The sequence below is a fragment of the Prolixibacter bellariivorans ATCC BAA-1284 genome (assembly GCF_000621705.1).
In the GTDB taxonomy this organism is placed as follows: Bacteria; Bacteroidota; Bacteroidia; order Bacteroidales; family Prolixibacteraceae; genus Prolixibacter; species Prolixibacter bellariivorans.
Genome location: NZ_JHXO01000006.1, coordinates 92,806 through 106,367, shown reverse-complemented (window position 1 = coordinate 106,367; position 13,562 = coordinate 92,806). Strand labels below are relative to the sequence as shown.

The 13,562-nt window shown below is 44.0% G+C and carries 12 protein-coding genes; 7 read left to right on the top strand and 5 right to left on the bottom strand.

Annotated features, from left to right (window positions below; translation table 11 throughout):
• Both T426_RS0105945 and T426_RS0105940 read right to left on the bottom strand, forming a co-directional pair.
• Nucleotides 1-798 (bottom strand): nitrilase-related carbon-nitrogen hydrolase, encoded by a 798-nt coding sequence (locus tag T426_RS0105945; protein ID WP_025863267.1) that lies wholly within the window; start codon nucleotides 796-798, stop codon nucleotides 1-3.
• 21 nt (nucleotides 799-819) lie between these two features.
• Nucleotides 820-1,851: an ATP-dependent 6-phosphofructokinase gene (locus T426_RS0105940; RefSeq protein WP_025863266.1), complete on the bottom strand. Its 1,032-nt coding sequence runs from the start codon at nucleotides 1,849-1,851 to the stop codon at nucleotides 820-822.
• 425 nt (nucleotides 1,852-2,276) lie between these two features.
• Between T426_RS0105940 and T426_RS0105935 the strand changes: the two genes are divergently transcribed.
• Entirely contained in the window at nucleotides 2,277-3,068 is a 792-nt protein-coding gene (locus T426_RS0105935; protein ID WP_025863265.1) for a DUF1080 domain-containing protein, read from the top strand.
• Between the two features lie 54 nt (nucleotides 3,069-3,122).
• Here T426_RS0105935 and gldB read toward each other — a convergent pair whose 3' ends face one another.
• Entirely contained in the window at nucleotides 3,123-4,133 is a 1,011-nt protein-coding gene (gene gldB, locus T426_RS0105930) for a gliding motility lipoprotein GldB (RefSeq protein ID WP_027585409.1), read from the bottom strand.
• A 170-nt stretch (nucleotides 4,134-4,303) separates the two neighbouring features.
• On the opposite strand from gldB, the gene T426_RS0105925 reads away from it, so the two are divergent.
• The 3 genes from T426_RS0105925 to T426_RS0105915 all read left to right on the top strand — a co-directional run bounded on the left by T426_RS0105925 (nucleotide 4,304) and on the right by T426_RS0105915 (nucleotide 7,484).
• Nucleotides 4,304-4,966, top strand: a complete 663-nt coding sequence (locus T426_RS0105925) for a porin family protein (RefSeq protein WP_027585408.1) — start codon at nucleotides 4,304-4,306, stop codon at nucleotides 4,964-4,966.
• Between the two features lie 36 nt (nucleotides 4,967-5,002).
• Nucleotides 5,003-6,652, top strand: coding sequence for an NAD+ synthase (locus T426_RS0105920; protein ID WP_025863261.1), 1,650 nt, complete (start codon nucleotides 5,003-5,005; stop codon nucleotides 6,650-6,652).
• Nucleotides 6,653-6,782: 130 nt separating this feature from the next.
• Entirely contained in the window at nucleotides 6,783-7,484 is a 702-nt protein-coding gene (locus T426_RS0105915; protein WP_025863260.1) for a Crp/Fnr family transcriptional regulator, read from the top strand.
• 61 nt (nucleotides 7,485-7,545) lie between these two features.
• Here T426_RS0105915 and T426_RS0105910 read toward each other — a convergent pair whose 3' ends face one another.
• Both T426_RS0105910 and T426_RS0105905 read right to left on the bottom strand, forming a co-directional pair.
• Nucleotides 7,546-10,029, bottom strand: a complete 2,484-nt coding sequence (locus T426_RS0105910) for a bifunctional UDP-N-acetylmuramoyl-tripeptide:D-alanyl-D-alanine ligase/alanine racemase (protein ID WP_027585407.1) — start codon at nucleotides 10,027-10,029, stop codon at nucleotides 7,546-7,548.
• A gap of 6 nt (nucleotides 10,030-10,035) precedes the next feature.
• Entirely contained in the window at nucleotides 10,036-10,611 is a 576-nt protein-coding gene (locus T426_RS0105905; RefSeq protein ID WP_025863259.1) for a thymidine kinase, read from the bottom strand.
• 252 nt (nucleotides 10,612-10,863) lie between these two features.
• Here T426_RS0105905 and T426_RS0105900 point away from each other — a divergent pair, with 252 nt between their 5' ends.
• Genes T426_RS0105900 through T426_RS0105890 form a run of 3 tightly spaced genes read left to right on the top strand, consistent with a single transcriptional unit; the run spans nucleotide 10,864 to nucleotide 13,117 of the window.
• On the top strand, nucleotides 10,864-11,592 hold the full coding sequence (locus T426_RS0105900; protein ID WP_025863258.1) for a hypothetical protein: 729 nt from the start codon (nucleotides 10,864-10,866) through the stop codon (nucleotides 11,590-11,592).
• A 4-nt stretch (nucleotides 11,593-11,596) separates the two neighbouring features.
• Nucleotides 11,597-12,319 (top strand): 16S rRNA (cytidine(1402)-2'-O)-methyltransferase, encoded by a 723-nt coding sequence (gene rsmI / locus T426_RS0105895; RefSeq protein ID WP_025863257.1) that lies wholly within the window; start codon nucleotides 11,597-11,599, stop codon nucleotides 12,317-12,319.
• Between the two features lie 27 nt (nucleotides 12,320-12,346).
• Nucleotides 12,347-13,117, top strand: coding sequence for a YjjG family noncanonical pyrimidine nucleotidase (locus T426_RS0105890; protein WP_025863256.1), 771 nt, complete (start codon nucleotides 12,347-12,349; stop codon nucleotides 13,115-13,117).
• Nucleotides 13,118-13,562 lie beyond the last annotated feature (445 nt).

Below are 13,562 nucleotides of genomic sequence, written 5' to 3'. Positions count from 1 at the left end.
TCAGTCCGTCAGGCCTTCTTCCCGGTAAAGCTCCGGTCGACGGTCTGACGGCCAGTTATTTCGTTTCGTCAACGATTTATCCCGGGCTATCAGCGGGTCGATGGTAGCCATCAACACTTGCTCTGATGTGGCCTCCGCCTCGGCAAGAATCTCTCCTTTCGTTCCACAAATCAGACTATTGCCGGTAAAGGTGAGTTCTTTTTCCTTTCCTACCCGATTGGCTAAAGCAACAAAATAACGATTGGTAACAGCGTGTGCAGGAACCGTTCGTTGTGCCAGTTCCGGTAACACCAGATTGCTGGGATGACAAACAATATCGGCACCTTTCAAGCCCATAATTCGCCAGGCTTCGGGGAATACCCAATCGAAACAAATGAGCATTCCCACGCGAATATCGCCCAATGAAAAAACCGGGAAACCTGTGTCTCCCGGTTCAAAAATATCTTTCTCGTTCAGAAACAAATGCGCTTTCCGGTAGGCGCCAATCACACCTTCTGAATCCAGTAAAATGGCTGAATTGAAAAGTTTGTCACCGTCACGTTCGTTGAATCCCGTCGCAATGGCAAAATGATGTTTCCAGCACTCTTCCGTAAGAAAAGAGAGGAAATTGCTTTCGCCAACATTTTCCGACAATGACCGGGCTTCTTCCCGCGAGGAAAACGCGTAACCGGAATTGGCTAACTCCGGCAAAACCACCAAATCAGCTGTAGCTGCCTCTTCGAGTAAACGACGAAGTTTAGCAATAGTCGCGTCGAGGTTTCCCAGGACCGGAGCAAACTGAACTGTGGCAATCTTCATTTCGATGAATCGATGAATAAATTACTCGTCGCCAAACGAAACACCCAGGTTTCGCGCTTTGGTAATCAAAGCATCCGCCGGATCGACCAATCGCAGCTTTCCGCCAACTTCATCCAACGGCACAGCTGTTAGAACGTTTCCACGCATGGCTACCATGTTGTTATAAGCTCCGTCAGCAATCAACTCAGTAGCAAAAGCTCCGTACTGAGTTGCCAAAATCCGGTCCATTGGCGAAGGAGTTCCTCCTCGCTGAATATATCCCAAACGGGTTTCGCGGGCTTCGATGCCGGTATAAGTTTGAATATTTTCGACGACATAACGTGCGGCCGAAATCTTTTTGGGCTTGTCAATTCCTTCGGCTACCACAACAATCGAGTAGGGTTTCCCTTTGGCAAAACGCTCTTCGATGGTTTTACATACTTTTCCGATGTGGTAATCAATCTCCGGAATCAGAATAATGTCACCACCACCGGCCATTCCGGCGTATAATGCAATCCATCCGGCATGGTGCCCCATCACTTCGATAACCATGGCACGCTGATGGGAGTTGGCCGTTGAGTGCAGCCGGTCGATAGCCTCGGTAGCAATGCCAACCGCTGAGTCGAATCCAAAAGTAACATCCGTCCCGAACACATCGTTATCGATTGTCTTGGGAATGCCAATAACGTTTAATCCTTCCTTCGCCATCATGCTGGCTGTCTTCATGGTACCATTTCCACCAATACAAACCACACAATCCAGGTCCAACTCTTCATAAGTCTGCCTGATTAAGTCGGGTTTATCGTTGAACTCTTCCCCTTTTTCCAGCTTATAGGGCTTTTCGCGGGAGGTTCCTAAAATCGTCCCGCCAAGGGTAATGATTCCGGATACCTTCGGTTCGTCAAGCTTGAAGTATTCCTTATTGATTAATCCACTGTAACCGGCTGTAAATCCGTATACTTCCATGCCATATGTCATAATGGCTGTTTTACCAACACCGCGAATAGCAGCATTCAACCCGGGGCAGTCGCCACCGGCCGTAAGAATTCCAATTTTTTTTCCTTTTTTACTCATGCTGGCTGGAGTTTAATCCCTATGATAGTAATTAAGAAATGTTATGAATTGCAGCTTTAAGAACGATTTTGCCTAACAAATTAATAGAATTACAGCGGGTATCGAAAATTTATCCATTCAATTTTTCTTATTTTTGTCATTGATTGCAAGTCCGGACTTGCTAATCAACGACCGAACCAAACCTGATTCTATGCTCTGCGAATACGCTCATTACCCACAATTAACAATTTGATTTACTCCAGGAAAGTGAACGTTAAACACTATCCTTTTGCATAAAATCATCACCGATGATGAATTAACAAACTCTGGGATTAAAGTATTTACGAATACCCACAGAAGTTTTTAATCTTCATTCATTTTGTCAATTAATTTTTAAATTAGCGAGGAAACTGAATCGTAACACTAACAAACAAAAGCATCTTCTCATGAAAAAAATTATTTTATTCCTGATGGTTACTGCCATCGCATTTGCAGGTTGTAAAAATCAATCGAAAAAAGCTACTGAAGAAAACACCACTGCTGAAAAAGTAGAAAAAAGCGCACCTGCTCCCCTCAACACATTAACTGACCAGGAAAAGAAAGACGGCTGGGTCCTGTTGTTCGACGGCAAAACCTCTGACGGCTGGCGTGGTTATAAAAAAGATCACTTCCCGTCAGGCTGGGAAGTTGCTGACGGAACTTTGCATTGCATCGGATCCGGACGTGGAGAAGCCGGTTCTGTAGACGGTGGTGACATCATCTATGATAAAAAATTCGGCAACTTCGACCTGAAACTGGATTGGAAAATTTCAGAAGGCGGAAACTCCGGTATCATGTATCTCGGACAGGAAACCAAAGATCATATCTGGGAAACCGCTCCTGAAATGCAAATTCTGGATAACGAGCGCCACCCGGATGCCAAATTGGGTAAAGACGGAAACCGCCAGGCAGGCTCACTGTATGACCTCATTCCGGCAAAACCGCAAAATGCCAAACCAGCCGGCGAATGGAATTCCATTGAAATTATCAGCTACAAGGGCACTATCGTGCACAAGCAAAACGGTGAAACAGTTGTTGAATACCATCTCTGGACTCCGGAATGGAACAAACTGGTTGCCGACTCCAAATTCCCGGCACTGAATCCTGACTGGGCAAATGTTGCCACCGAAGGTTACATCGGACTGCAGGACCACGGTGATGACGTTTGGTTCCGTAACATAAAAATTAAAGAACTCTAAGAAATACTCTTATACAAAAAAAGGCCCGGGAAATTCCGGGCCTTTTTTATGTCGTCAATCAGGATTGTATCCCGAACGGTTCAGAATTTCACTGTAATTGGTGTCTTTCATTAGCGCTTCAAGACTTACCTCCTTATTCTTTCTCATATATTTCCGAACGATTTGCCAACCGAGCCAAACACCTGTCCTACCTGGAGATTCAGAAGTAAAACTACTGGTATAAGGTGCCGGATTGATATAATGCAGGACTTCTAAATGTTCCGTTGAGAAGAGCAACTTATGCCCCACCAGGTAAGTCCACATCGCCCCTTCATTCTTTTTACACCACTCCAGTTTTTTAGCAGGATATCCAATTTTCAGGCTGTCCTCCATTTCAGGAAACATCGCATCCACAAAATACATTAGCTTTCCCTGATAAATCATGTGTTGAATGAGCTTACTTCCGTTAAGTTTCTCGGGATATTCCGACATGGCCCAACCGCGCATCGCATCCGGGGCAATCATTTGCGGACGCATATTTTCTCTGCGGTATTCAGGCAAAGCCAGTTCTTTGTAAAAAGCGTTGCCAGCTCCAAGGTAATTGTCGAGACTAATTCCCAAAATTCCCTGAGCCATGACAACCGACTGATTAAAACCCGAAATACAGGTATAGACTTTAGGAACCTCCTTATCGGGGAAATAATATTTGTAATGTTTAAATGCCTCGGTCAACTGCCCTTCCAGTCCCGATAAATCAGGATATACCGAATCAACTGCTGCCTTGGCTTTTTGAATCATCGGATCTGTTAAAAACTTCTGAAGATAATCGGGATACTGAATATCATCCGGATTTCCCAACCGAATCATCCGGTAGTTATAAAGATTGAAGAAATTGCCATACTCCTTTTTGAGCTGCGGAAGTATCGAATCTTCGTTCAACGGAGTAACCTTAAATAAATCCTGGTCCAATCGTTTAATCTTTACCGAAACATCGATACCTGAAACATCTACTTTCAACCGATTCTGCCGGCAGGCAGTAAAACCAATTAACAGTGCCGGAATAAACAGCAGGAAAACTTTCTTCATCTGGTGCGATTTAGAATTATCATTAATTTTGTTCAATTCACTTAAAAACCGGAGATTTGTGTCTTATCCGAAATTTTAACAAAGCCTTACAAACAAAGCGCTTTTTCTGAAACTCGTGTAAAAATAAAAAACCAACAGTAAATTATTTGTGTAATCTTGATTATCGTAAAATGAAAAGACCTCTTGTACTCACTGTTCTTTTGACGATGATGGCATTCTCATCGTATGCCCAACGTCCCTTTCGGTTAACTTTTGTAGCCAACCCACAGTTTTCGTGGCTGACTTCTGATTCGAAAAGTGTAAAAAACGATCAGGCCCATCTGGGTTTTGACTACGGCGTGGAAGCCGACATCTTTCTCGGAAACGAAAGTTATGCCCTGACAACTGGTTTGACCATGAACCAGACCGGGGGAAACCTGATTTATCAGACTGGTCAAAATTTCACTTTTGCCGGTGAATCACTGCCATCCGGCACACAAATCGAGTACAGGCTAAAATACCTGGAAGTACCATTGGCAATTAAACTTCGCTCAAAAGACTTTGGACGCATGAATATTTATGCACAGTTTGGATTAACGAACTGGCTGAACATTAAATCATCAGGCACCAGCAGCGACGGAACACTGGACAACGCCAGTATCAACGATGAGATTAAAATGTTCAACATGGGACTGAATATTGGTTTTGGACTGGAGCACGATCTGGGCGGAAACAATGCGCTGACAGCCGGTGTTATTTACAACAACGGTTTCACCGATGTAACCTCCAATCCTTCTGTCAACGATAACACCAATTTAAAAAGTCTGCGGTTTCGTCTCGGATTCATTTTTTAATTTAGTTAACTGACACTTTAAGCATACGCTGAAACAATGAAGATTGCGCTGGCACAACTTAATTACCACATCGGTAATTTTCAGGATAACAAGGAAAAAATCATTCGCAACATCGGTAAGGCTCGTGAGGCCGGTGCCGAATTGGTCGTGTTTTCGGAGTTATCGGTCACCGGTTATTACCCGCACGATTTACTCGAACGAAAAGAGTTTATTGAGCATTCGCAGAAAACCATCGAAGAGATTGCACATCACTGTACCGGTATCGCTGCCTTGGTAGGCGGACCAAGCATTAACCGAAGCCCGAAAGGAAAAATGCTGTACAATAGCGCTTTTTTCCTGAAGGATGGCAAGATTGAAAGTGTACATCACAAAACGCTTCTGCCCACGTACGATGTGTTTGATGAGTACCGCCACTTTGAACCCAACCGTAATTTCGAATTAATCGAATTAAACGGGAAAAAACTGGCCGTTACCATTTGTGAAGATTTGTGGTACAACCAACCGGTGCTAAGCGCTTTCGGAAGGGAAAAATTGTATGCAGTTTCCCCGATGAAAGAATACGCCAAACAAAATCCCGATTTGGTTATTAACCTTTCAGCATCGCCCTTTTCATACAACCAGGAGAAGCTTCGCAAAGACATCTTGCTGAACAATGCCCACGATTTCAACATCCCGATTGTTTATGTAAACCAGGTAGGCGCACAAACCGAAATCATCTTCGATGGTGGTTCTCTTTTCATCGACGCAAATGGTGATGTGGTAGATGAGCTGGCCTATTTCGAAGAAGACTTCCGGATTATCGATACCGAAAACACCGAATCAAAAGATACCCTGCGGGAATACGAGCCCCTTGAAAAAATTCACGATGCGCTGATTTTGGGTATCAAAGACTATTTCGGAAAAATGGGGTTCAAACAAGCCACCTTAGGACTTTCCGGAGGAATCGATTCAGCGGTAACCGTCGTTTTGGCCGCCCGGGCACTTGGCTCCGAGAATGTTCGTGTGTTGTTGATGCCATCAAAATATTCGTCGGAACACTCCATTACTGATGCCCGCGATCTGGCCGAGAATCTGGGAATACAATACGAAATTGTCAATATCCACGAAATGGTCGATGCTTTTGACCATGCACTGTCCCCGATTTTCGAAGGACTGAATCCGGATGTAACCGAAGAAAATATTCAGGCCCGAATCCGTGGAACACTGATGATGGCTTTGTCCAATAAATTCGGACACATTCTGCTGAACACATCTAATAAAAGTGAAGCAGCGGTTGGCTATGGTACTCTTTACGGCGACATGAACGGCGGTCTTTCGGTGCTGGGCGACGTCTACAAATCGGATGTATTTGCATTGGCTCGTTTCATCAACCGTAAACAGGAAGTGATTCCCGAAAATACCATCGTAAAACCACCGTCCGCCGAACTTCGTCCCGACCAAAAAGATTCAGACTCGTTACCTGATTATGATATTTTGGATAAAATTCTTTTCAACTATATCGAGCTGGCAAAAAGCCCGAATGAGATCGTCCGGATGGGGTTTGACGAAGAGACTGTGCACATGGCGGTACGGAAAGTTAACATGAACGAATACAAACGATTCCAGACACCTCCAATCCTTCGGATATCCTCTAAGGCATTCGGTTTTGGACGCAAAATGCCATTGGTTGCCAGGTACCCATATTGACATTATTAAGGTTTTATTTACAGCATTTCCTCAGACCTCTTAAATCTGAGTTTACAATTCCTTCAAATTAATTTTATATTTGGATTAATTATTTAACTTTGATGCTGTATAACATAAATGCCCGAATTATATGTTTAGTTCAAACTTTGACCTCGAAGGTCAATTTGAAGACAACAAAACCATATTTTATCTCCTGACTCCCGAGGAGAAGGCAGAAGTAGAGAAACATCAGACCTTAACCTATTACAAGAAAAACGAATATATCTTCAAAGAGGGTGACAAACCTGCCGGAATGCAGTACCTGAAAGAAGGTAAGATTAAGATTTTCAAAGAAGGGGTCGGTGGTCGTGAGCAAATCATCCGGATGGTCAAACAAAACGGTTTGATTGGTTACCGGTCGTTGCTCGCAGACGAGATGCATAACGGAACAGCTGTAGCCATCGAAGAATCGGCTATCATCACCATTCCGCCGGATATTCTCTATAATGTATTATTGCGTAATCATGATTTTTCGCTGGCGCTGATGAAAGATTTAGCCCGTGAGCTGGGTTTTTCGAACCAACGAACGGTTAGCCTTACGCAAAAACATATTCGCGGACGTCTGGCCGAATCGTTGTTACTGCTCCGTAATCAATACGGTTTTGAAAATGATGGCATGACGCTGAAGGTTTACCTTTCGCGCGAAGACATTGCCAATCTTTCGAACATGACAACCTCCAACGCTATTCGCACGCTTTCGACCTTTGCCGGTGAAAAAGTGATTGCAATTGACGGACGGAAAATTAAAATACTGGACCTGCAACAATTGCAGCGTATCAGTAAATTGGGTTAGCCAAAATCAGTTTGATAAATAAGGCACAAGTCCGGTATCAGTAAAAAGTTACCGGACTTTTTTATTCCGCAAAATACACGCGTTTTACCCTTTGTCCGACGGAAGTCAGCACTTCATAAGGAATGGTATGTAATTCATCGGCCACTTCGCCTACCGGGATTTCTTCCCCAAACACAATTACCCTATCGCCTTCTTCAGCATCTAAGCCGGTCACATCAACCATGCACATGTCCATGCAGATATTGCCAACAACCGGCGCCCTCTTCCCCTTCACACTGACACTTCCCACGCCATTGCTCAGCAACCGGTTAAAACCGTCAGCATAACCAATGGGCAAAACAGCAATATGCATGTTTTCTTTGGCAACTCCTTTTCGGCCATAGCCGATAGTCTCACCAGCCTGAACAGTCCGAATCTGTGATATCGTAGTCCTCAGGGTCGCTACATTTTGCAGTTCATTCTGAACAAAAGAACTCACACCATACAAGCCAATTCCCAACCGGACCATATCGTATTGCCTTCCGGAAAAACGCTCTATGCCGGCTGAGTTCAGAATGTGTTTCAGGATTTTATAATCGAAGCCATCGGTAACAATCCTGCTCAGCGCATCAAAACGCTCGAATTGTTTTTCGGTAAACGAGTCTTCAACCGGTTCGTCCGAAACAGCCAGATGCGAAAAAATCGATCGAATATAAATGGTATCGCGCTCCTGAACAAAAGCTACCAACTCCTCCAAATGCTCCTCCGATTCGAAGCCCAGTCGCTTCATTCCCGTATCAAGTTTCACATGAACGGGAAAATTGCGCATCGCATTTCGGTGAAGTGCCGTTTCAAAATTCTTCAATAATTCGAGTCGGTAGATATTTGGCTCCAGCCGGTTTTCGATCATCGCATCGAAACTGTGCTCCTCCGGATTCATTACCACGATGGGTAGTTCGATGCCCTCTCTGCGAAGCGCAACTCCCTCATCGGCGATGGCAACGGCCAGGTAATCTGCTCCGTGAAATTGTAATACTCGTGCCACTTCCGTGGAACCGGTTCCGTACGAAAACGCTTTTACCATGGCCATAATCCGGGTTTCCGGCTTCAGTTTCTGCCGATAGATTTTCAGATTATGCGCCAGTGCCGACATATTAATTTCCAATACCGTTTGATGCACTTTCTCCTGCAACATATCCGATATCAAATCGAACCGGAACGTTCGCGCCCCCTTCAGCAAGATTACCTCATCCCGGAAATTGCCTCCGTTCAAATGTTGTAAGAAATCTTCCGTGGAATTATAAAATGCTTTATCTCCTACCGGGAAGAAATCCTGATACCGATTGATTTTGGGACCAATGCCAATAAACCGATCGACTTTCCGCAAAGCGAGATATTCCGCTACTTGTCCGTAAAGCTGTTCTTCGGGAATTCCCGATTGTAAAATATCCGATAAAATGACGGTGCTTCGTTTTCCACTGTTCCCCGCCTGTTGTTTCAAAAAATCAAGTGCATTGAGCAGTGAACCGGTATCGGAATTATACGAATCGTCGATGACGATGGCTCCGTGCTGACCTTTCTTCAGTTCCAGCCGCATGGCAACCGGCGCTAATCGGGAAAAACGCGCTTCAAAACTTCCCGGTTTATATCCCATAGCCAACATCGTAGCCCAGCAATGGATGCCATTTTCTACGTAGGCATCGTCGGTAAACGGTAGAAAAATTTCCACTTCATCTCCGCTAAAAATCGCATGCAATTGGGAGCCATCTTTTCGCCTTTCAACTTTGTTGATAAACAGGTCCGCATCCTCATCTTCCTGCGACCAGCGAAAAAGGTCGGCGCTCCAGCCTTCTGTCTTCTTCGTGGTAACCGCCTTTTGCAATTCGCCAAAATCGGAACAGTAGACAAAATGTTTGCTATGATTGAAAAGCTGCAGTTTTTCTTTAACTAAATGACGCTGATTCCTAAAATTCTCGAGGTGTGCCTGCCCAAGGTGGGTAAATACCCCCCATTCGGGATGCAACAGTTTCTCGAGCTTTTCCATTTCGCCCGGTTTCGAGATACCGGCTTCAAATATGGCCAAATTGAACTGCTCATCCATCAGCCAAACCGAAAGCGGATTTCCAATCTGTGAATTGTAACTGCGCGGACTGCGAATAATTTTGTATTCCGGTGCCATCAACTCACTCAGCCACTCTTTCACAATGGTTTTCCCGTTGCTACCGGTAATTCCCACAACCGGATAATGAAAACGGTCTCGATGGTAAGCTGCCAGTTTCTGAAGGGCCTCCAATGAATCGGGAACCCGGATAAAAACAGCTTCAGTAAAGTCGGATAGCTTAGGTACTTCTTCGACAACAAAAGCCCTGACGCCACGCAAATAAGCATCCCTTACGTACTGGTGACCATCGCGCAGATTTCCGCGAAGTGCAAAAAACAGCGTCTCTGGCCCGGCTAATACGGTACGGCTGTCGAACGACAAAAACCGGATGTGCATCCCACCGGTATTTCCGTTCAAATTCCCATTCGTAATCTCCAATACTTCCTGTAAGGAATAAGCTGTCATGAGTCTTTATTTGGTCGCTTCGCGGTAGCACGACCGACAAAGCGGTTCATAAGCATCTTTTTCGCCAAGCAATACCAATTTATCTGCATCACTCAACCGGTGGCTGTAATGAGCTAAATTTCCGCAACGCATGCAAATGGCATGAACCTTCGTCACATATTCGGCGCAAGCCATAAGGCCTGGCATAGGACCAAACGGTTTGCCACGGAAATCCATATCGAGGCCCGCCGCAATCACGCGAACACCCTGATCGGCCAGTTTCATGCACACCTCCACAATCCCTTCATCGAAAAACTGAGCCTCATCGATGCCCACGACATCCACATTGCTTGATAGCAAAAGAATATTTGAAGAGTTTTCAACAGCCGTCGAGCGAATGGCATTTTCGTCATGTGATACCACTTCGGTTTCCGAATAGCGGATGTCAACGGCCGGTTTGAATATTTCTACTTTCTGCCGGGCAATTTCGGCACGGCGCAACCGGCGTATCAGCTCTTCGGTCTTACCGGAAAACATGGAGCCTGCAATTACTTCGATGCAGCCATGTTTTGTTTTTGCATTTAGGTTCGTTTCGATAAACATGAGGTAAAAATAACCAAATTGTCTCCTTTCACAGAGATTCTTTTCCCACAATTGAACGAAATATGTTTTCAATCATCATAACACGGTAGCCGAACCGGCAGATTCAGTGGACAACAATATCAATCACCTCACTTTTTCTTATTTCAGGTTTGACAACTTGTGATTAGCGATTAATAGCGAACAAGATACTCGCAGGACCTGACTTTTTTATACTTTTACCTCACAAATGCGAACCGCAAAACCATCAGACATATGGAGGCCTCAGTCTTATTGCAGATCATCAAAGATGACATCAAAATATTAAACAATCTGGCACTTGATTTAACAACAGATGCCGGACTCACTTCCGATGAAGTGGAGATTGTCCTTACGCGTGCAAGGAATGTAGTAAAAGAACTGGAGTTGCTGGAGTCAAAAGTTCCTGAAAATACTGTACCGACTCAAGTAGTCACCTCCCAGGAGAGCCCCCTGAGGGCCGAAGAAAAGCAGGTAGAAACTGAAAAAAAGGAAGATGTTATTCCGCAGTTCGCTAAGGAAGAAGATATCAGCAACGAAACGAAGCCGGAAGTGAACAAACCGGAAATAAAAGAAGAATCAGACAAGAAAACGGACGATATTGACGATGATTCCGACATGGAACTACTGGAGGTTGATCAGGAGACAAAGCAAAAAACCCTGGGGGAATCAGTTTCTGCACAGCGCTCTCTAAACGATCTGATTGGAGGTGACCACACTGAAGATGCCTACATGAACCGGCCACTGAAAAGTATTCGCGAAGGAATCAGTCTGAACGACCGCTATCTTTTTGTTCGGGAACTTTTTGAAAACAGCAACGATAAGTTCAATGAAACGGTTGAAACGCTGGACCGGGCAGAAAACATCCAGGAAGCTGTTCATTTTCTGAAATCAAATTACAAATGGAATAAATCGGAAACCAGTCAAAAGTTTTTATCACTGGTTAAACGCCGCTTTTTAAATTAATATTATGGGAAAATTGTTTCTCATCCCTACCCCGATTGGGAACCTGGAAGATATGACATTCCGGGCTGTGAGAATTTTAAAGGAAGTCGATCTGATATTAGCGGAAGACACCCGGACCTCGGGAAAATTGCTAAAACACTACGAAATTGAAAATCGAGTTACCGCTCACCATAAATTCAATGAACACAAAACAGCCAGCCGGTTTGCCGAACGAATTTTAGGCGGCGAAAGCATTGCGCTCATTTCCGATGCCGGTACCCCGGGAATTTCAGATCCCGGCTTTCTTTTAGTGCGTAGTTGTCTGGATATTGGTGTCGAAGTGGAATGCCTTCCCGGAGCAACCGCTTTTGTTCCGGCACTAGTCAACTCCGGATTACCGGCTGATAAGTTCTGCTTCGAAGGGTTTCTTCCACAAAAAAAGGGACGACAAAAACGACTTACCGAGTTGGAATCGGAAGAGCGGACCATCATATTCTATGAGTCGCCACACCGGCTGCTGAAAATGCTGGAGCAGTTCGCCGAGCATTTTGGCGAAGAAAGACAAATTTCTGTTTCCAGGGAGCTTTCCAAGATGCACGAGGAAAATGCGCGAGGTACCATTGCCGAAGTTTTAAAGCACTTCACCGAAAAAGGAGTGAAGGGTGAAATCGTTGTCGTGCTGGAAGGTTTGCAACATGCCCTCAAAAATAAAGACAAAAAGAAGCACGAAGGAGATGAGATGCCTTGAGTATCCTCACTGATCAAATCTGTTTAGATGAAACATTACCGGCACCTGTTTTTCGATCTAGATAATACCCTTTGGGATTTTGAAACGAACTCGTATGATGCGCTTGAAAGCGCGTTCCAACAATTAGGCTTATACGAAAAGCTGACCAGTTTTGATGACTATTTCAAAATCTATTACCGCATCAATCATCATTTATGGGAATTGTACCGCAATCGTGATATAACGAAGGCAAAACTGATTGTTAAACGATTTGAGGACTCTTTGCAGGAATACGGCCTACCTCAACCAGGAAAAGGGGAAAAAATCAACGAGGCATACTTATCTCAGATGCCACTAAAGACCCAACTAATTGAAGGTGCCCGGGAGGTTCTGGAGGCTTTGCACAAGAAATACAAACTTCATATTATCACAAACGGCTTTCGGGAAGTCCAACATAAAAAACTGGTCAACAGCCAACTGGAAAACTTTTTTCATAAGGTATTTATATCGGAAGTTATCGGCACTCCCAAACCCAGTCGCGAGATATTTGAACATGCCCTGAAATCCAGCAATGCGCGTAAACAGGAGTCATTGATGATTGGCGATTCATGGGAAGCAGATATAAAAGGAGCTATGGAATTTGGTATCGATCAGGTCTTCCTTTCGGATGATTTTACAGATTATGTACCACAAGTAAAAGAAAAGCCGAATACCCACGAAATAGAAAATAAGAAGGGAGATTCCTTTCAACTAACGAATGGCCAAACCTCCACTTATTTTATTCATCACCTATCGGAATTAGTGAACATTCTTATGTAAACACAAACCACCTCCCTCAATCCAATTACAAATCCTTCTCCATCCACCGTAAATACCGATAATTTATAGAATTATGGGGATAATAACCGAAAGTTTATTACCCAAAATGCATGAACGACGTTAAAATTGACTATATTTGTTTAGGTGAGTGCAAAATTGAAAGCACCTTTTAATACATCCACTTCCTGACGTTATTTAGAAAAGAGCCAATATTGCTTTCAAACTGAAAATACACCCATTAATATCTGATTTTAAAATTCTTATATGAAATACAACATATGACAGGAGCCCAATCCGCTAGTTACTCATAGATTAAATTCGAATACAACAATCACACACACAATCTCTCCGGGCTCCTGTTTTTTATTTCATCTTTTCCAATTAATGCCCACAAATATCATATTCATCAATCAGAAATACCTTCTAACATTCGATTCTGTAAGAA